General features: G+C 67.1%; 22 protein-coding genes. 16 read left to right on the top strand and 6 right to left on the bottom strand.

Features of this window, described 5'->3' with window-relative positions:
* Window positions 1–441: 441 nt before the first annotated feature.
* From CG50_RS15215 to CG50_RS15245, 7 genes are read left to right on the top strand one after another with little or no spacing between them, the layout of a single operon-like run.
* Window positions 442–1,248, top strand: coding sequence for an SPOR domain-containing protein (locus CG50_RS15215; RefSeq protein WP_036640262.1), 807 nt, complete (start codon window positions 442–444; stop codon window positions 1,246–1,248).
* Window positions 1,249–1,260: 12 nt separating this feature from the next.
* Window positions 1,261–2,445, top strand: coding sequence for a D-alanyl-D-alanine carboxypeptidase family protein (locus CG50_RS15220; protein WP_051910078.1), 1,185 nt, complete (start codon window positions 1,261–1,263; stop codon window positions 2,443–2,445).
* Window positions 2,446–2,453: 8 nt separating this feature from the next.
* The gene (tmk, locus tag CG50_RS15225; RefSeq protein WP_036640264.1) at window positions 2,454–3,074 is read left to right on the top strand and encodes a dTMP kinase; all 621 of its coding nucleotides are present in this window, start codon (window positions 2,454–2,456) and stop codon (window positions 3,072–3,074) included.
* Window positions 3,071–4,180, top strand: a complete 1,110-nt coding sequence (locus CG50_RS15230; protein ID WP_036640266.1) for a DNA polymerase III subunit delta' — start codon at window positions 3,071–3,073, stop codon at window positions 4,178–4,180. Before tmk ends, CG50_RS15230 begins: the two co-directional genes overlap by 4 nt.
* 25 nt (window positions 4,181–4,205) lie before the next feature.
* Window positions 4,206–5,009, top strand: coding sequence for a TatD family hydrolase (locus CG50_RS15235; RefSeq protein ID WP_036640268.1), 804 nt, complete (start codon window positions 4,206–4,208; stop codon window positions 5,007–5,009).
* A complete protein-coding gene (locus CG50_RS15240) occupies window positions 5,006–5,806 on the top strand; it encodes an MBL fold metallo-hydrolase (RefSeq protein ID WP_036640271.1) in 801 nt (266 codons plus the stop codon). Before CG50_RS15235 ends, CG50_RS15240 begins: the two co-directional genes overlap by 4 nt.
* Window positions 5,803–6,747 (top strand): AEC family transporter, encoded by a 945-nt coding sequence (locus CG50_RS15245; RefSeq protein ID WP_036640273.1) that lies wholly within the window; start codon window positions 5,803–5,805, stop codon window positions 6,745–6,747. Before CG50_RS15240 ends, CG50_RS15245 begins: the two co-directional genes overlap by 4 nt.
* A gap of 3 nt (window positions 6,748–6,750) precedes the next feature.
* Here CG50_RS15245 and CG50_RS15250 read toward each other — a convergent pair whose 3' ends face one another.
* Entirely contained in the window at window positions 6,751–8,049 is a 1,299-nt protein-coding gene (locus CG50_RS15250; RefSeq protein WP_051910079.1) for a FliI/YscN family ATPase, read from the bottom strand.
* A 106-nt stretch (window positions 8,050–8,155) separates the two neighbouring features.
* Here CG50_RS15250 and CG50_RS15255 point away from each other — a divergent pair, with 106 nt between their 5' ends.
* Genes CG50_RS15255 through CG50_RS15295 form a run of 9 tightly spaced genes read left to right on the top strand, consistent with a single transcriptional unit; the run spans window position 8,156 to window position 12,748 of the window.
* Entirely contained in the window at window positions 8,156–8,548 is a 393-nt protein-coding gene (locus tag CG50_RS15255) for a FlgB family protein (RefSeq protein WP_036640275.1), read from the top strand.
* Window positions 8,549–8,550: 2 nt separating this feature from the next.
* Entirely contained in the window at window positions 8,551–8,943 is a 393-nt protein-coding gene (flgC, locus tag CG50_RS15260; protein ID WP_036640277.1) for a flagellar basal body rod protein FlgC, read from the top strand.
* Between the two features lie 12 nt (window positions 8,944–8,955).
* Window positions 8,956–9,240, top strand: coding sequence for a flagellar hook-basal body complex protein FliE (fliE, locus tag CG50_RS15265; protein ID WP_036640280.1), 285 nt, complete (start codon window positions 8,956–8,958; stop codon window positions 9,238–9,240).
* Between the two features lies 1 nt (window position 9,241).
* Window positions 9,242–9,511 (top strand): flagellar biosynthetic protein FliQ, encoded by a 270-nt coding sequence (locus CG50_RS15270; RefSeq protein WP_036640281.1) that lies wholly within the window; start codon window positions 9,242–9,244, stop codon window positions 9,509–9,511.
* A 4-nt stretch (window positions 9,512–9,515) separates the two neighbouring features.
* The gene (locus tag CG50_RS15275) at window positions 9,516–10,226 is read left to right on the top strand and encodes a flagellar hook-basal body complex protein (protein ID WP_036640283.1); all 711 of its coding nucleotides are present in this window, start codon (window positions 9,516–9,518) and stop codon (window positions 10,224–10,226) included.
* 8 nt (window positions 10,227–10,234) lie between these two features.
* Window positions 10,235–11,020: a flagellar basal-body rod protein FlgG gene (gene flgG, locus CG50_RS15280; RefSeq protein WP_036640285.1), complete on the top strand. Its 786-nt coding sequence runs from the start codon at window positions 10,235–10,237 to the stop codon at window positions 11,018–11,020.
* The gene (gene flgA, locus CG50_RS15285) at window positions 11,020–11,439 is read left to right on the top strand and encodes a flagellar basal body P-ring formation chaperone FlgA (protein WP_036640301.1); all 420 of its coding nucleotides are present in this window, start codon (window positions 11,020–11,022) and stop codon (window positions 11,437–11,439) included. The genes flgG and flgA overlap by 1 nt, the downstream gene beginning before the upstream one ends.
* 8 nt (window positions 11,440–11,447) lie before the next feature.
* A complete protein-coding gene (gene flgH, locus CG50_RS15290; RefSeq protein ID WP_081880481.1) occupies window positions 11,448–12,191 on the top strand; it encodes a flagellar basal body L-ring protein FlgH in 744 nt (247 codons plus the stop codon).
* An 8-nt stretch (window positions 12,192–12,199) separates the two neighbouring features.
* Window positions 12,200–12,748, top strand: a complete 549-nt coding sequence (locus CG50_RS15295; protein ID WP_394297142.1) for a flagellar basal body-associated FliL family protein — start codon at window positions 12,200–12,202, stop codon at window positions 12,746–12,748.
* Here the strand turns inward: CG50_RS15295 and CG50_RS15300 are convergent.
* The 5 genes from CG50_RS15300 to CG50_RS15320 all read right to left on the bottom strand — a co-directional run.
* Window positions 12,736–13,530: a HesA/MoeB/ThiF family protein gene (locus CG50_RS15300; protein WP_051910080.1), complete on the bottom strand. Its 795-nt coding sequence runs from the start codon at window positions 13,528–13,530 to the stop codon at window positions 12,736–12,738. The two genes, CG50_RS15295 and CG50_RS15300, sit on opposite strands and share 13 nt — an antisense overlap.
* Before the next feature lie 320 nt (window positions 13,531–13,850).
* On the bottom strand, window positions 13,851–14,324 hold the full coding sequence (gene dut / locus CG50_RS15305) for a dUTP diphosphatase (RefSeq protein ID WP_036640289.1): 474 nt from the start codon (window positions 14,322–14,324) through the stop codon (window positions 13,851–13,853).
* A complete protein-coding gene (coaBC, locus tag CG50_RS15310; protein WP_036640292.1) occupies window positions 14,321–15,538 on the bottom strand; it encodes a bifunctional phosphopantothenoylcysteine decarboxylase/phosphopantothenate--cysteine ligase CoaBC in 1,218 nt (405 codons plus the stop codon). The genes dut and coaBC overlap by 4 nt, the downstream gene beginning before the upstream one ends.
* A gap of 111 nt (window positions 15,539–15,649) precedes the next feature.
* On the bottom strand, window positions 15,650–16,528 hold the full coding sequence (locus tag CG50_RS15315; RefSeq protein ID WP_081880483.1) for an RNA polymerase factor sigma-32: 879 nt from the start codon (window positions 16,526–16,528) through the stop codon (window positions 15,650–15,652).
* A 155-nt stretch (window positions 16,529–16,683) separates the two neighbouring features.
* On the bottom strand, window positions 16,684–17,157 hold a 474-nt coding region (locus CG50_RS15320; RefSeq protein WP_036640294.1), incomplete at its 5' end, for an L-serine ammonia-lyase, iron-sulfur-dependent, subunit alpha.

Consider the following 17,157-nt stretch of genomic DNA (forward strand, 5'->3'; position numbering starts at 1 on the left):
CCGCGTCGGTGAGGGGCTATCTACGGATTACCGCAGACAGCCGCAAGAGGCTTTTTGAAGTTTTTCGCCACCTCTCGCAAGAAAGGTTAATAACATATTGTTATCATTGTAAAAATATCATGACAAAAAGCTCGCGAACTACAATGCCCGCCTGGCACCGAGGGGCTCTTGCGGTTCTCGCCCGTCCCCCCTTCCGTCCGGCGGATGCCCAGGCCCACGGCAGGTTGCTCATTATATACGCGCGAGAGGTTTTTGGCGGCGATTCCTCTTCCGGCCTCACACGAATCTGACAGGGAGAGAGGCGACTCATTCCGCCTCGGACGCTTTCCTTGGCGTGGCGAAGCCGTTAGAGTCTGCGCAAAAGACCGAAGGCGTGGACGGGGCCGGCTTGCCCCCGCCCCGCAGCGACGTCCGGACTGGGAAACGAGAGGCGAGACAGGCATGCAGTCGTTCATACGATACGGGTTCACGATCAGCACGACGCTGCTCCTGGCCGGCTGCGTCATGGGAACCGGAGCGAGCGGCCCGCAGGGAACCGATGCCCCCCGGGGTGCCTCGGCCGCGGCGGGCGAGATCGAGGCCCCGAATGCCTATGCGCTGACCGATACCGGCCTGTGGGACGGGCGGCCCTCGCTTGGCGGAACCTGGATCGCGGTGGCCGATGTGAAGGATCCAGACCACGTGCTGATCCGCAACCTTGCCAATGGGAAATCGGTTTCGGGGGCGCTGTTCCGCCGCGAGCGGGCCAATCCCGGCCCGCGCATTCAGGTGTCGTCGGATGCAGCTCAGGCCCTCGGGATGCTCGCGGGCGCGCCGGTAAAGCTGTACGTTGTCGCACTGCGCAAGGCCGAGCCTGCGAAAGCCGCTGAGGCCGCCGTGGCGTCGGGGGCGAAAAGCGATGCGAAGGTGCCCGCTGCTGCGGCGAAGGCCGCCCCGGCCGCGAGCCCCGTGGCAGGCGCAGCAAAGGCCACGGCGCCCGTCACTGCCCCTGCCCCGGCCGCTGTCGCACCGGTTGCGACGTCATCGGCCTCGGTGCTGCTCGGCACCTTCGGGGTCGAAGCGAATGCCCGCGCTGTGGCCGATCGCCTCGGGCGGGGGGGCATCGCCGCAACGATCAGCCCCGCAGGAAGCAAGGACAAGCCGCTGTGGCGTGTCCTTGCCCGTCCCGCCACCGGGGAAAGCGCGCAGGATCTGCTGCGCAAAGTGAAGGGCCTCGGGTTCGCCGACGCCTATATCGCAACGAAATAGGACGTCCTGCCGATGCCGATCTATCGCCTGCTCGCCGCTGCCATCCTGTCGCTGGCCGCCGCCCTGCCCGCCCGTGCCTTCGAGACTTCTGCCAAATACGCCTGGGTCTATGACCTGACGACGCATACGGTGCTTCTCGACAAGGATGCGGATACGCCTTTCCCGCCGGCCTCGATGTCGAAGCTGATGACGGTCGATCTGCTGTTCGAGGCACTGGAGAAGGGTGTGGTCACGCTCGACACCACCTTGCCGGTCTCGACCCGGGCGAAGAGCATGGGCGGCTCGACCATGTTCCTCAACGAGATGGACACTCCCACCGTGCGCGAGCTGATGCAGGGCATCGTCATCAACTCGGGCAACGACGCCTGTGTCGCGGTCGCCGAAGGGCTGTCGACCATCGAAGGCCTCGGAGGCACCGAGGAAGCCTTCGCCGCGCGTATGACCAGCCGCGCCAAGGAGCTTGGCCTGACGCATTCGCACTTTGCCAATGCCTCGGGCTGGCCCGATCCGGCTCAGCGTATGTCGGTGCGCGATCTGGGTATCCTCGCCTCGCATCTGATCACCACCTACCCGCAGTATTACCCGCTGTTTTCCGAGACCACCTTCGATTACAAAGGCCGCTCGCCCGCGAATGCCAACAACCGAAATCCGATGCTGGCGATCAAGGGCAGCGACTGGCACGCCGACGGCATGAAGACCGGACATACCGCGGAATCGGGCTATGGCCTGGTCGGTTCGGCGGTGATGGGCGAGCGTCGCATCGTCTTCGTGCTCGGCGGCATGGCCTCCGAGAAGGAGCGTGCGCAGCAGGGCGAGGCGGTCGCCAACTGGGCGTTTCGCCAGTTCACCCTGAAAACCGTCGCCGCCAAGGGCACCACGCTCGCCGAGGCATCGGTGTGGATGGGCGCCTCGGGCAAAGTGCCGCTGGTCCCGGCCGAGGATGTGAAGTTCCTGTTCCCCGTCGGCACGCTCGATCAGGCGAAGGCCGAAGTGGTCTACAAGGGCCCGATCGCGGCTCCGATCAAGGCGGGCGACCATATCGCCGATCTGGTGCTGACCATCCCCGGCGAGGACGAGCCGACCTCGGTTCCGCTCGTCGCCGGCAAGGACGTCGCCAAGGGCGGCTTCCTCGTGCGGGTCGGCAGCGCGCTGTCGCATCTGACGGGCCGCGCGCTCGGCATGGCTACGGCCAGCTGAGGCGGGCGATGTTCATCACCTTCGAGGGGATCGACGGGTCGGGAAAATCGACGCAGGCCCGCGCCCTGGCCGAGGCGCTCCGCGCGCTCGGCCACGACCCGGTGCTGACCCGCGAGCCCGGCGGCAGCCCCGGCGCCGAAGAGATCCGCCGCCTCGTCCTCGAAGGCGATCCCGACCGCTGGTCGGCCGAGACCGAGCTTTTGCTGTTCACCGCCGCGCGCCGCGACCATCTGGAGCGCACCATCGCCCCCGCCCTCGCCGCGGGACGCATCGTGATCTGCGACCGCTTCGCCGATTCCACCCGGATGTATCAGGGCCTCAGCCGCGGCGATCTGCGCGCCACGGTCGACACGCTGCACCGGCTGATGATCGGGCGCGATCCCGATCTGACCTTCCTGATCGACATCGACCCGGAAACCGGCCTCGCCCGCGCGAAGTCCCGCAACGGCACCGAGGAGCGGTTCGAGGATTTCGGCCTCGGGCTGCAACGGAAGATGCGAGACGGGTTTCTGGCGCTCGCACGCGAATTCGCGCCGCGTTTCCGGGTGATCGACGGCACCCGAGCCGCCGGGGCCGTCGCGGCCGATGTTCTGGCCCTGACCCTCGACGCCCTCGGGGCCCGCGGATGAGCGCCGAGGACCTTCCCGACCCGACCCGGATCGAGGGCGCGCCGCACCCGCGCGACACCGCGCATCTTTACGGACAATCGAAGGCCGAGGCGGCGTTTCTCGACGCTTTCGCCACCGGCCGGCTGCATCACGGCTGGATGCTCAGCGGGCCGCGCGGCATCGGCAAGGCAACGCTCGCCTGGCGCATCGCGCGGTTTCTGCTCGCCCAGCCCGCCGCCGGCGGCATGTTCGCGCCCGAACCGCCGGGCAGCCTCGACACCGACCCCGACAGCCCCCTCGCCCACCGCATCCGCGCCGGCGCCGAACCCGGCATCTTCGTGCTGAAACGCGGGCCCAACGCCACCGAATCGGCGCTGTCGCAGGACATCCGCGTCGACGAGGTGCGCAAGGCCAAGGCCTTCCTGCAACTCTCCTCGGCCGAAGGCGGGCGCCGCGTCGTGATCGTCGATGCCGCCGACGAGATGAACACCCAGGCCGCGAACGCGCTGCTGAAACTGCTCGAAGAGCCGCCGGCCGGCGTGACCTTCCTTCTCGTCACCCATCAGCCGGCGCGGCTGTTGCCGACGATCCGTTCGCGCTGCCGCGAACTGAGGCTGAACACCCTCGGCCCCGAGGATATGGCCCCCGCGCTGAGCGCCGCCGGTATCGAACCGGGTGAACCCGCCGAGACCGCGGCTCTCGCCGCCCTCGCCGGCGGTTCGGTCGGCGAGGCGGTGCGGCTCGCCCATCTCGACGGGCTGTCGAGCTATGCCGCGCTGATGACGCTTCTGGGCACGCTGCCGCGCCTCGACCGGCCGCAGGCGATCCGGCTGGCCGACTCGGTGGCCGGACGGCAGGCCGAAAAGCTCGATCTGATGCTCGGGCTGATCGAGATCGCGCTCGCCCGCCTTGCGCGCACCGGCGTGCAGGGCCCGCCCCACCCCGAGGCCGCCGAGGGCGAGGCCGAGCTTCTGGTCCGGCTGTCGCCCAATGCCGCCGCGGCGCTGAAATGGGCCGGGCTGCATCAGCTTGTGCACGAGCGCGCCCGCCGCGGACAGGCCGTAAACCTTGACCCGGCGGCGCTGGTCATGGATATGCTCCTTGAGATGACCGCGGCCGCCGCGTGACGGCCGCGCCGAAAGGACAAGCCTCGTGGCAGAAAAACTCACCCCGCCGGAAATCGTCGACAGTCACTGCCACCTCGATTACCCCGACACCTTCTCTGACCTCCCCGAGGTCATTGCCCGCGCCCGTGCGGCCGGCGTGACCCGCATGGTCACCATCTGCACCCGCCTGCGCGACATCGCCCGCGCCCGCACCATCGCGGAAACCTATGACGGCGTGTTTTTCGCCGGCGGCACCCATCCCGAATCCGCGGCAGAGGAACCCATGGCCACGGTCGGGGAAATCGTCGCGCTGGCGCAGCACCCGAAATTTGTCGGCATCGGCGAGACAGGCCTCGATTACCACTATTCCGCCGACAGCGCCGAACGGCAGCAGGTCTCGCTGCGCATCCATATCGAGGCGGCGCAGGAAACCGGGCTGCCGCTGATCATCCACACCCGCGCCGCCGATGACGACACCGCCCGCATCCTGACCGAGGGGATGAAGGTGCGCCCCTACAGCTGCGTCATGCACTGTTTTTCCTCGGGTCCGGCACTTGCGCGCACGGCACTCGATCTCGGGTTCTACCTGTCGATGTCGGGCATCGCGACGTTCAAGAAGTCGCAAGAGGTGCGCGACATCTTCGCCGCCGCGCCGATCGAGCGCATCCTGACCGAGACCGACAGCCCCTTCCTCGCGCCACCGCCTTACCGCGGCAAGCGCAACGAACCCGCCTATACCGCCCTGACCGCTCAGGTCGGCGCCGATGTCTTCGGCATGAGCCTTGCCGATTTCGCCCGCCAGACCTCGGCCAATTTCGATCGTCTCTTCACCAAGGCCGCCAAAGCATGAGTCGTCTGCGTTTCACCATCCTCGGTTGCGGCTCCTCGGGCGGGGTGCCGCGCATCGGCAACGTCTGGGGCGCCTGCGATCCGGAGAACCCGAAGAACCGCCGCCTGCGCTGCTCGATGCTGGTCGAGCGGATCTCGCGCGAGGGCATCACGCGGGCGTTGATCGACACCGGCCCCGACATGCGCGAACAACTTCTGCGCGCCGATGTCGGCACGCTCGACGGCGTGGTCTACACCCACAGCCACGCCGACCACATCCATGGCCTCGACGACCTGCGCCAGATCGCTTTCGTCACCAAACGCCGACTGCCGGTCTGGGCCGATTCCGATACCGAAGCCGCGCTGATCTCGCGCTTCGGCTATGCCTTCGTGCAGCCGCCGGACAGCAATTATCACCCGATCTGCGATCTTCTGGCGATCCGCGGCCCGTTCGAGGTGAACGGTCCCGGCGGCCCGATCCCGTTCACGCCGTTCCGGGTCGAGCATGGCAATATCGACGCGCTCGGCTTCCGTATCGGCGGTCTGATCTACCTGCCTGACGTCAGCGATATCCCGGAAGAGGCAGAGCCGCTTCTCGACAGCCCCGATTGCTTTGTCATCGACTGCCTGCGCTACAAGCCGCACCCGACGCACTTCAACATGGATCAGGCGCTCGCCTGGATCGAGCGCAGCAATGCCGCCTCGGCCGTGCTGACCAATCTGCACATCGACCTCGATTACGAGACCGTTGCCGCCGAAACCCCCGAGAACGTGCGTCCCGCCTATGACGGGCTGGTGCTGGAGTTCCCCGCCCCGTGAACAATCTCGTCAACGTCCTGCTGCCGGTTTTTCTCGTGATGGGGGCCGGCTACCTGGCCGCCTGGCGCGGGATGATGACCGATTCTGCTATCGCAGGACTGATGAAATTCGCTCAGGCCTTCGCGATCCCGGTGATTTTGGCGACGCAGATGGCGAAGATGAATGTCTGGGCAAGCTTCCACCCGGCACCGCTGATCTCGTTCTACGCCGGTGCGCTGGCGGCCTTCGGGCTGAGCGTGGTGCTGGCGCGCAGCTGGCTCGGCCGCGCGCCGATGGATGCCGCAGCCATCGGGTTTTGCGCGATGTTCTCGAACTCGGTTCTGCTCGGTCTGCCGATCATGGAACGCGCCTACGGGCCGGGCTCGCTCGACGGCAATATCGCGATCATCGCGCTTCACTCGCCGCTGCTGTTCACCGTCGGCATTCTCGCGATGGAGGTCGCCCGGGCCGAGGGCGGCAGCCTCGGCGCCGTGGGGATGAGCGCGCTGCGGGGCCTGTTCCGAACGCCGATGGTCATTGGCATTCTGGTCGGCTTCGCGCTGAACATCTGGATCAACACCACCGGGATCGACCTGCCGAGGCCGGTGTGGGACGCGATGAACATGATCGGCCGTGCCGGCGTGCCGGCAGCGTTGTTCGGCCTTGGCGGCGTGCTGCACCGCTACCGCCCCGAGGGAGACGGCCGCGCCATCGCGATGGTGGTGCTCGGCTCACTCGTGCTGCATCCGGGCATCGGCTACGTGCTCGGGCGTTGGGTGTTTCATCTCGATACCGCGGCGCTGCGCTCGGTGGTGCTGACGGCCTCGATGGCGCCGGGGATCAACGCCTATCTGTTCGCCGACATGTATGGCGCGGCGAAACGCGTCGCGGCCTCGGCGGTGCTGGTCGCGACGGGGCTGTCGCTCCTGACGATCTGGCTGTGGCTGGCGATCCTGCCCTGAACCTCATCCGTCGCCTCCCAGGATCTGGGCAAGGCGGGCAAAACTCCCCTCGACCGTCCCCACTTCGCCGATGAAGGCGTCGAGCGCCGGCCACACCCGGATCGCGCTGTCGATCAGCGGGTCTGATCCGGCCGCGTAAAGCCCGGCCTGGATCATCATCTCGGCCCGGTCATAAGCGCCGAGCAGCCGCCGCGCCCGCCCGATCAGCGCATTCTCCGCCGCACTCGCCGCGCCGGGCAGCGCCCGAGAGACCGAGCGCAGCAGATCCACCGCCGGAAACCGCCCCCGCTCGGCAATCGCCCGGTCGAGCACGACATGCCCGTCGAGCGTGCCGCGCAGGATGTCGGCGACCGGTTCCTCCATGTCAGAGCCCGCCACCAGCACAGAGAACACCGCCGTGATATCGCCCGTTCCCTCGGTCCCCGGTCCCGAACGTTCTGCCAAAGCCATGATCTGCGACGAAACCGAGGGCGGAAAGCCGCGCAGCGAAGGCGCCTCTCCGCCCGCCAGAGCGATCTCGCGATGCGCCTCGGCAAAGCGGGTCACGCTGTCGGCCAGAAACAGCACATGCCGGCCAAGGTCACGGAAGTATTCGGCCACCGCCATCGCGGCCCAGGCACAGCGCCGGCGCAGCAAGGGCGACTGATCCGAGGTCGCCGCCACCACCACCGCGCGCGCCATCCCCTCCGGGCCGAGGGTCGTCTCGACGAATTCGCGCAGCTCGCGCCCGCGCTCGCCGATCAGCGCGATCACCACGATATCGGCCTCCACCCCGGTCGCGAAGCGCGCGAGCAACGACGACTTGCCGACGCCAGAGCCCGCGAAAAGACCGATCCTCTGGCCGCGGACCAGAGGCAGCAGCGTGTCGAATACCGCCATCCCGGTTTCCAGCCGCGCACCGAGCGGCCGGCGCCGGGCCGCGGGCGGCGGCGGGCTGCGCAAGGCGCGCTCGACCGGGCCGCGCATCAGCGGCCGACCGTCGAGCGCCGCGCCGAACGGATCGACGATCCGCCCGCACCAGGACATATCGGGCGCGATCCCGGCCGCGCCGATCAGCTCCACCTCGTCGCCGATGGTCACGCCTTCGGGGGGATGATCGCTCAGCAGCGTGACCCGTTCGGCCGTCAACCCGATCGCCTCGGCCCCGATCGCCCCGTTGCGGCCGAGGATCCGCACCCGGTCCCCCACCCGCGCGCAATGCACCAGCCCCGAGGCCGTCACCACCCCCGCCCCGATCCCGGCGACACGTCCGACTTCGCACCAGGGTTGCAGACGGGAAATCTCGTCGCGCAGCTGCTCCATCCCCGTGGGTGCCATCCGAACCTCCTGCCATTGCGTTTCCGGTGCCTAGAAAGGTTTTCTAAATGATTCGCTCTTAAGCATCGGTTGATTTCGGAGGAGAAGCCCCGTGTTCGACGATCTGGAAATCCTGAACCTGTCGCAGTCCGTGGCGCGTCACGCCGCGCTGCGCCAGAACGTGATCGCACAGAACGTCGCCAATGCCGACACCCCCGGCTACCGCACCCGCGACGTGAAGCCCTTCTCCGAAATCTATGCCGAAAGCAGTGCCGTCACCGGCGGGTCCATGCGTCAGACCCGTCCCGGCCATCTTGGCCGCGCGAACGAGGTATCCGTGCGCGCAGCGGAAGCGACGACACAGGATGTCGCCCCCGACGGCAATTCCGTCTCGACCGAAGATGAGATGCTGAAATCGATCGAGGTGCGGCGTCAGTACGATCTGTCGCTGACGGTCTACAAGACCTCTCTCGGGATCCTGCGTGCCAGTATCGGAAAGGGATGACGATGAACGATTTCACCACCTCGCTGGCGGTCTCGGGATCGGGGATGAAGGCACAGGCCACGCGGCTTCGGCATGTGTCGGAGAACGTCGCCAACGCCGACACTCCGGGCTACCGGCGCAAGCTCACCACTTTCGAACCCGCTGTGGGGCGCGATCGGGTCGAGGGCAGCGTGACGACCGGCAAGACCGAGCTCGATCAGCGCGCGTTGCCGCGCATTTACGATCCCGGGCATCCGCTGGCAGATCAGGCGGGCTATCTCGACGGTTCGAACGTCGATCTGGTGGTCGAGATCGCCGATGCGCGGGAGGCACAGCGCAGCTACGAGGCCAATCTGAAGATGTTCGATCAGGCGCGGCAGATGTCGTCGTCGCTGCTCGACATCCTGCGCAAGTAAGGGGGCGCCGGCATGGACATCAGATCCTCCACCGCGACGCAGGGCTATCTGCTGGGCCGAAGTGCCGCCTCGCCCGCTCCCGACACCGGCACCTCGAGCGTCGGCTCCGTCGCGAAAAGCTTCGAGGACACGTTGCGCAACGGCGAGGAAACCGCGCGCGCCTCGATGTTCGGTCAGGCCGACCCTCATGCGCTGGTGCAGGCGCTTGCCCAGACCGAACTCGCCGTCGAGACCGCCGTCGCCGTGCGCGACAAGGTGGTCGAGGCCTATCAGGAAATCCTCAGGATGCCGGTGTGACATGGGCAACGAGCTGCTGTTCTTCGACCTGATGCGTGAAGCTCTGTGGATCGCGGCGCGGATCTCGGCACCGATGCTGGCCGTCGCACTGATCGCGGGGGTGGTGATCGGCCTGTTCCAGGCGCTGACCTCGGTGCAGGAAATGACGCTGACCTTCGTGCCGAAGGTGGGCGGGATGCTGATCGTGTTCTGGGTGTCGATGTCTTTCATGTCGGGAACGCTGGTCGATTTCTTCCAGCACGAGATCATCCCGAAAATCGCGGGGAACTGAGCCGATGGACAACGCGATCTATGCCACCCTCACCCGTCAGTCCGGCCTGATGAAGGAAATGGAGGTGGTGGCGAACAATATCGCCAATGCCGACACAACAGGATATCGGCGGCAGGGCGTGGTGTTTTCGGAGTATGTCGCCGCGGCTGAAACCGGGGACAGCCCGCTGTCGATGGCCTGGGCGCATGGCCGTCTGACCGATCTGACGGCGGGGGGAACCTCCGAAACCGGCGCTCCGCTCGATTTCGCGATCGAGGGAGAGGGTTTCTTCCAGATCCAGACGCCGGCGGGCGTCCAGCTGACCCGCGCCGGCAGCTTCCTTCGCAACGGCGAGGGGCAGCTGGTCACTCCCGACGGGATGGCCGTTCTCGACATCGGCGGCGCCCCGATTGCCGTGCCGGACGGGGCTGTCGCCCTCGCCAGCGACGGCACGCTGTCGGCGAATGGCGCGCCCTTCGCGCAGATCGGCGTCGTCGTTCCCGCAGCCGAAAGCCAGCTGCTCCATACCAGCGGCACCCGGTTCTCGGTCGAGGGCACCACCGAACCCGCCGGGGAAATCGCCCTCGCGCAGGGGCGGGTCGAATCGTCGAACGTGGATTCGGTGACCGAAATCGCGCGCATGGTCGCGGTTCAGCGCGCTTACGAACTCGGTCAGTCGCTGCTCGACCGCGAGGACGAGCGGATCCGCAACGTCATCAGCACCCTCAGCCAATAGGAGAGCCCATGCGCGCCCTGCAGATCGCCGCCACCGGAATGAGCGCCCAGCAGATGCGGGTCGACGTCATCTCGAACAACCTCGCGAACATGTCGACCACCGGCTACAACGCGCGCCGGGCAGAGTTCGCGGACCTTTATTATCAACAGGATACGCGCCCGGGAACGATCCAGGCCTCGGACGGAACAATGGTTCCCGCAGGCATCCAGATCGGCCTCGGCGTGCGGCCGACCGCGGTCAGCGTCGACCTGGCGCAGGGTTCGCTCAGCTCGACCGGAGGCGATCTCGATCTGGCTATCGACGGTGCGGGTTACCTTGAAGTCACGCTGCCCTCGGGCGCCTCGGCCTATACCCGCGACGGCGGGCTGAAACGCTCGGCCGACGGGCAGATCGTCACCTCTGACGGCTTCGAGGTCGTGCCCGGCATCACCATCCCGGAAGAGGCGACCTCGGTCGCAATCAATGCTGCGGGCGAGGTCTATGCCTATTTCTCGAACCAGGTGCAGCCCCAGCTTCTGGGCCAGTTCACCCTGGCGAATTTCACCAATGACAAGGGGCTGGAGGCGATCGGCTCCAACCTGTTCAAGGAGACCGAGGCCTCCGGCCCGCCGACCGTCGGCACGCCCGGCACCGACAGCCTCGGCACGCTGCGGCAGGGCTATCTTGAAGACAGCTCGGTGGATTCGGTGCGCGAAATCACCGAGCTGATCAAGGCCCAGCGCGGTTACGAGATGAACGCCAAGGTCATCACCGCGGTCGACGAAATGCTCAGCGCGACGACGCAGGTGAAATGATGCTTCGTATCCTTCTGATTTTTCTTGCGTTTACCCATGCCGCCGCGGCCGAAACGTTGACGGCGAAGAGGCTTATCCGCGCACAGACGGTGCTGAGCGCCGACGATATCGACACCCGCCCGGATGGCCCCGAAACCGCACTGACCGACCCGTCCGAAGCCATCGGACGGGAGGCCCGCATCACTATCTACGCCGGCCATCCGCTGCGCCCCGAGGACCTCGGTCCGCCGACGCTTGTCGATCGCAACCAGCGTGTCACCCTGCTCTATCGCAGCGGGGCCCTGACCATCAGCGCCGAGGGGCGAGCCCTCGCCCGTGGCGGAGCGGGGGATGAGATCCGGGTAATGAACACGGCCTCAAAGACCACCGTCGTCGCCACGATTTCCGAAACCGGCGATGCCATCGTGCAACCGAGATGAGGGGAACCATGCGCCATTCGCCCGTGACACTGCTGCCGATGATCGTGCTGCTCGCCCTCGCGTCCGCCGGCTGCCAGCGCCTGCAAAACGTCGGCAAGGCGCCGTCGTTCACCCCTGTCGAGGACAGCAACGAATTCTTCGCAATGAACGCAGTCCCGATGCCGCGCGACGTCGCCTATTCCGGCCCGACGGAACAGGCCTCGCTCTGGACCGGCAAGCGCGGATCGCTGTTCGGCGACCGGCGTGCCTCGGGTCGCGGAGACATTATGACCGTGGTCATCGAGATCAATGACAAGGCCGAGATTTCGAATGCGACGGACCGCTCGCGCGCGGCGACGGACACGATGGGCATTCCGCAGATGTTCGGCCTGCCGCAGAGGGTAAACAAGCATCTGCCTGGCGGCGCGTCGATGGACAACGCCTATGAAACCGACAGCAACTCGTCATACAAGGGCTCCGGCTCGGTTGCACGCAAGGAAAAGCTGACCCTCCGGGTCGCGGCAACGGTGCTCGACCGGCTGCAGAACGGTATCCTGCGTATCCAGGGCAGTCAGGAGGTGCGCGTCAATTTCGAGGTCCGGGAACTGATCGTCACCGGCTTCGTGCGTCCCGAGGATATCAGCCGGCAAAACGAGATCACCTATGACAAGATCGCCGGGGCACGCATCTCTTATGGCGGGCGCGGTCAGATCACCGACGTCCAGCAACCGCGAATCGGCCAGCAGGTGGCCGACATTCTTCTGCCGTTCTGAGGGGGATCATGCGCAAGCTTCTCCCGATCCTTCTGGCGATTCTGGGGCTCGCGGTCGGGGTCGGAGCGGGGTATGTCCTGCGTCACCCGGCAGAGAATGCCGCCCCGGACGCCGCCCCCTGCACCGGAGCGGAGTGCCCGCCCTCTCAGGAAGGCACGGCGCTCCCCTCCGAAAAAGACACCGGATCCGGGCATGGAGCGGGCAGCGAAGGCGACAAGGAAAAACCTGAGGGGGCGCCGGAATACGTCAAGCTGAACAATCAGTTCATCGTGCCCGACATGCGCGACGGCAAGGTGATCTCGCTGACCGTGTTGTCGATCGGCATCGAAACCGTGCCGGGCGGCACCGAGAAAGTGTTCGACGCGGAACCGAAACTGCGCGACACGTTTCTTCAGATCCTGTTCGATCACGCCAATGCCGGGGGATTTCGGGGCGATTTCACCTCGGCCGGAAAGATGGAGGACCTGCGCCGCGCACTGCTCGAGGGGTCGCGCTCGGTCCTCGGTGCGCAGGCTCGTGCGGTACTGATCTCGGACATCATGCGTCAGGACAGATGAGCCGCGCCGCTGCCGGAAGAATGGGCGACGGAGCCGCACACCGGACAGGCCGGATCGCGGGCGATGGCGATCTCGCGGCTCTCGCCCCACAGCAGATCCTGAATGACCAGACGCCCGCGCAACGAGAGCCCCGCACCGACGATTTCCTTGATGGCCTCGGCTGCCATAGTCGCGCCTACAATGCCGGGCAACGCCCCCATCACCCCGGCCTCGGCACAGTTCGGCGCAAGACCCTCGGCAGGAATCACCGGAAAGATGCAGGCAAGGCAGGGGGCATCGCGGGCCGGATCGAACAGGCTGAGCTGCCCTTCCCATTGTGCGATCGCACCCGACAGCAGCGGCACCGCGGCTTCCACGCAAGCGCGATTGATCAGATGCCGCGTGGCAAAATTGTCCGACCCGTCAATGACAAGATCTTGTCCCGCGACGAGGGCCGCGACATTTTCCGCCTCCAGCCGGGCCAGAACCGGCATCACCGCGACATGCGGGTTCAGTGCGAGCATCGCTTCGGCCGCGGCCGCAGCCTTCGGCCGGCCGATGTCGGAGGTGCGGAAGATCACCTGACGCTGCAGGTTCGACAGATCCACCTCGTCGTCGTCGATCACCGTGATCTGCCCGACACCCGCCGCCGCGAGATAGAGCAGCACCGGAGCCCCGAGCCCTCCGGCCCCGACGACCAGCACCTTCGCCCGTTTCAGCCGCCCCTGCCCCGGCCCACCGACCTCGCGCAGGAAGATATGGCGGGCGTAGCGGCGAATTTCGTCCGGGGAAAGTTCGGCCACGACATCACCTCCGTGCTCATTCAATTCGTTCCGCCACCCGAGCAGCCCCGGGGGAAGACATGCCATTCAGCCATGCCCGGAGCGACCGGACAAGGCACCACCCGATGTTGAACCCGGCTTTGCCCGGACCCGATATGCTTCGCCGGCATGAAAAGCTGGGCCTGACGCCCCCGGGCAAGGCCCCCCGCAGCAGATTCCGGGACCAGGAAAAGCCCTGTCGCGCAGGTTCCACCCCGATCGCCCCCCCGAGGCGCATCGAAACCGAAAGTTCCCGGGGCTTTCGTTCTCCCGGGATGCACTGTGACGGGCTCCCGCCGCCCTCAGGCCTTGCCGGTGGAGCCGAAGCCCCCCTCGCCGCGATCGGTCTCGCTCAGCGGCACCGCCGCGATCTCGTAGCGCGCCTGAACCACCGGGGCGATCACCGCCTGGGCGACCCTCTCGCCATGCTGGATGGTGTAAGGCTCACGACCGAGGTTGATCAGCAGCACGCCAAGCGGACCGCGATAATCGCTGTCGATCGTGCCGGGCGTGTTCGGCAGAGAAATCCCATGCTTCAGCGCAAGGCCAGAGCGCGGCCGGATCTGCATCTCGAACCCTTCGGGGATCTCGACGCGCAGCCCCGTCGGAAGCACAGCACGCTGCAACGGATAGAGCGTCAGCCCGTGGCCACGGTCCTCGGGCTTGAGATTCACGCGCAGATCGGCGCCGGCAGAACCCGCCGTCTCATAGGCCGGAAGGGCGATCTCCGGATCGGCCCAGTCCTCGCGCAGAACCCTGATGATCGGTGTGCTCATGTCGTTTTCTGTCCCTTCGCGTCCAGCGCGGTTGCGATGCGGGCGGCCAGACGGGTGGCCACCTCGGTCTTGTCCATGCGCGGCCAGCTCTCGGCGCCATGGGCGTCGATGATGGTGACCGCATTCTCGCGCCCGCCCATGATGCCGGTGGCCGGGCTGACGTCATTTGCCACGATCCAGTCACAGCCCTTGCGCGCGCGCTTTTCGGTGGCGTGGCGCAGCACATCGTCGGTCTCGGCGGCGAAGCCGACGACCAGCGGCGGGCGCCCCTCCGTCAGCTGCGACACGGTGGCGAGGATATCGGGGTTCTCGGCAAATTCGAGCGCGGGCAAGATCCCCGAGCCGTCCTTCTTCATCTTGTGCCCGGCCGCATTCGCGACGCGCCAGTCGGCGACAGCGGCGGCGAAGACCGCCGCATCGGCGGGCAGCGCCGCGCGCACGGCATCGAGCATCTGACGCGCAGTCTCGACCGCGACGACCTGAACGCCCGCGGGCGGGGCCACCTCGGCCGGGCCGGTCACGAAAGTCACCCGCGCCCCCAGATCGCGCAGCGCCGCCGCGATGGCCGTGCCCTGCGCCCCGGAAGAGCGGTTCGCGATGTAGCGCACCGGGTCGATCGGCTCATGCGTCGGGCCCGAGGTCACCAGCACATGGCGCCCGGCCAGCGGCCCCGCGCCCAGCTGCAGCCGGATCGCGGCGAGGATCTGTTCGGGTTCGATCATCCGGCCCGGGCCATGCTCGCCACAGGCCATATCGCCATCGACGGGGCCCGCGAAGGTCACGCCATCGGCCATCAGCGTCGCGACATTGCGCCGCGTCGCCGGGTGCAGCCACATCCGCACGTTCATCGCCGGCACCGCCAGCACCCGCTTGTCGGTCGCCAGAAGCAGCGTCGAGGCCAGATCGTTCGCCAGCCCCGCCGCCATCTTCGCCAGCAGATCGGCGCTCGCCGGCGCCACGACCAGCAGATCGGCCGCGCGCGACATCTGGATATGGCCGATCTCAGCCTCGCGGGTCAGATCGAACAGCGCGTCATGCACCGCCTCGCCCGCCAGAGTGGAGATTGTCAGCGGCGTCACGAACTGCTTCGCCGCCTCGGTCAGCACCGGGGTCACCGCCGCGCCCTCGCGCCGCAACAGGCGGATCAGCTCGGCCATCTTGAAGGCCGCGATCCCGCCGCCGATGATCAGAAGTATCCGCTTGCCTGCGAGCATCGCCGCCTCCGCCTTTGGCGCAAGGTTTACGTGCCGGGCGCCCGGCACGCAAGCAACTCTGCCGCGGGCAACTCTGCCGCGGGCAACTCTGCCGCGGGATGTGACAGCGCCTCAGTTCAGAAGCGCCGTCACCTCTTCGCCATGTTCCTCGAGGCTCTTGCGCATCTTGCCGAAGGCCTGCGCCTCGAGCTGGCGGATGCGCTCCTTCGACAGGCCCAGCTCTTCACCGAGGCTTTCGAGGGTGCGCGGCTCTTCGATCAGGCGCCGCTCGGTGACGATGTAGCGCTCGCGCGCGTTCAGCCGCCCCATCGCCTCGGCCAGCCAGTCGCGCGCCTTGCGCCCGTCATGCGCCTCGGTCACCGCCTCCTCGGGCGAGGGGCCGTCATCTTCGATGGTGTCGACCCATTCACGCCCGTCCTCGTCGCTCGCCTGCGTGGCGTTGAGAGAGAAGTCGGATCCCGAAAGCCGCCCCTCCATCATCTCGACATCGGCGAGCGGCACGCCGATCGTCTCGGCCACGCGGCTGCGCATCTGCGCCCCGTCGAGGCGCTCGCCGCTCGCGTCCGCCTCGCGCTCGATCTGTGCCTGCACCCGGCGCAGGTTGAAGAACAGCGACTTCTGCGACGAGGTGGAGCCGGTGCGCACCATCGACCAGTTGCGCATCACGAATTCCTGGATCGAGGCCTTGATCCACCACACCGCATAGGTCGAGAACCGCACACCGCGGTCGGGGTCGAACTTGTCGGCCGCCTTCAGCAGACCGAGCGAAGCCTCCTGGATCAGATCGTTCATCGGTGCGCCGTAGCGGCGGAACTTCGACGCCATCGAGATCGCCAGCCGCATGTAGGCATTCACCAGCCGGTGCAACGCCTGTTCGTCGCGTTCGTCGCGCCAGGCCCGGGCCAGCGCCACCTCGGTCTCCGCGTCGAGGTATTCCGCCCGCATCGCCTGACGCGGCAGCGTTTCGTCATTCATCCCGTCGAGTGCCATGACCAACCTCCTGCTGTGCCGCCCCGGCCCGGGCAAGCCCCGGCACCGCGGCGAACCATCGGTTTCGGACTAAAGTGTCCGGTCAGATGCATCAAAAAGCAAGCCGCACAAACGCGCCATGGCCCGTGCACAGGCGCACCATTGCGTGAGGCGCCTCAGCAGTTCGGCACATTGACGGCCAGACCGCCGAGAGATGTCTCCTTGTAACGGCTGTCCATGTCGCGCCCGGTCTGGCGCATCGTCTCGATGGCGGCATCGAGCGGCACGAAATGCGTCCCGTCCCCGCGCAATGACAGCGAGGCGGCCGAGATCGCCTTGATCGCGCCAAGGCCGTTGCGCTCGATGCAGGGCACCTGCACGAGGCCGCGCACCGGGTCGCATGTCATGCCCAGATGATGTTCGAGCGCGATTTCGGCCGCGTTCTCGATCTGCTCGGGCGTGCCGCCCAGCACCGCCGCAAGCCCCGCCGCCGCCATCGCCGCGGCCGATCCCACCTCGGCCTGACAGCCGCATTCCGCCCCCGAGATCGAGGCATTGGTCTTGATCAGACCGCCGACCGCCGCCGCCGTCAGCAGGAATTCGTCGAGCTGCTTGACGCTGGCCGAGGGCACATGGTCGAGCCAGTAGCG

It is taken from the genome of Paenirhodobacter enshiensis (assembly GCF_000740785.1).
GTDB classification, from domain to species: domain Bacteria; phylum Pseudomonadota; class Alphaproteobacteria; order Rhodobacterales; family Rhodobacteraceae; genus Rhodobacter; species Rhodobacter enshiensis.

What these genes read in the sequence shown, in the direction of transcription:
- CG50_RS15220 (WP_051910078.1), top strand. Translation starts at nt 1,261, where the DNA reads ATGCCGATCTATCGCCTGCTCGCCGCTGCCATCCTGTCGCTGGCCGCC.
- flgG (WP_036640285.1), top strand. Translation starts at nt 10,235, where the DNA reads ATGCGCGCCCTGCAGATCGCCGCCACCGGAATGAGCGCCCAGCAGATG.
- flgH (WP_081880481.1), top strand. Translation starts at nt 11,448, where the DNA reads ATGCGCCATTCGCCCGTGACACTGCTGCCGATGATCGTGCTGCTCGCC.
- tmk (WP_036640264.1), top strand. Translation starts at nt 2,454, where the DNA reads ATGTTCATCACCTTCGAGGGGATCGACGGGTCGGGAAAATCGACGCAG.
- CG50_RS15250 (WP_051910079.1), bottom strand. Translation starts at nt 8,049, where the DNA reads ATGGAGCAGCTGCGCGACGAGATTTCCCGTCTGCAACCCTGGTGCGAA.
- CG50_RS15270 (WP_036640281.1), top strand. Translation starts at nt 9,242, where the DNA reads ATGGGCAACGAGCTGCTGTTCTTCGACCTGATGCGTGAAGCTCTGTGG.
- CG50_RS15315 (WP_081880483.1), bottom strand. Translation starts at nt 16,528, where the DNA reads ATGGCACTCGACGGGATGAATGACGAAACGCTGCCGCGTCAGGCGATG.
- dut (WP_036640289.1), bottom strand. Translation starts at nt 14,324, where the DNA reads ATGAGCACACCGATCATCAGGGTTCTGCGCGAGGACTGGGCCGATCCG.
- CG50_RS15215 (WP_036640262.1), top strand. Translation starts at nt 442, where the DNA reads ATGCAGTCGTTCATACGATACGGGTTCACGATCAGCACGACGCTGCTC.
- flgA (WP_036640301.1), top strand. Translation starts at nt 11,020, where the DNA reads ATGCTTCGTATCCTTCTGATTTTTCTTGCGTTTACCCATGCCGCCGCG.
- CG50_RS15295 (WP_394297142.1), top strand. Translation starts at nt 12,200, where the DNA reads ATGCGCAAGCTTCTCCCGATCCTTCTGGCGATTCTGGGGCTCGCGGTC.
- CG50_RS15275 (WP_036640283.1), top strand. Translation starts at nt 9,516, where the DNA reads ATGGACAACGCGATCTATGCCACCCTCACCCGTCAGTCCGGCCTGATG.
- CG50_RS15240 (WP_036640271.1), top strand. Translation starts at nt 5,006, where the DNA reads ATGAGTCGTCTGCGTTTCACCATCCTCGGTTGCGGCTCCTCGGGCGGG.
- coaBC (WP_036640292.1), bottom strand. Translation starts at nt 15,538, where the DNA reads ATGCTCGCAGGCAAGCGGATACTTCTGATCATCGGCGGCGGGATCGCG.
- fliE (WP_036640280.1), top strand. Translation starts at nt 8,956, where the DNA reads ATGGACATCAGATCCTCCACCGCGACGCAGGGCTATCTGCTGGGCCGA.
- CG50_RS15230 (WP_036640266.1), top strand. Translation starts at nt 3,071, where the DNA reads ATGAGCGCCGAGGACCTTCCCGACCCGACCCGGATCGAGGGCGCGCCG.
- flgC (WP_036640277.1), top strand. Translation starts at nt 8,551, where the DNA reads ATGAACGATTTCACCACCTCGCTGGCGGTCTCGGGATCGGGGATGAAG.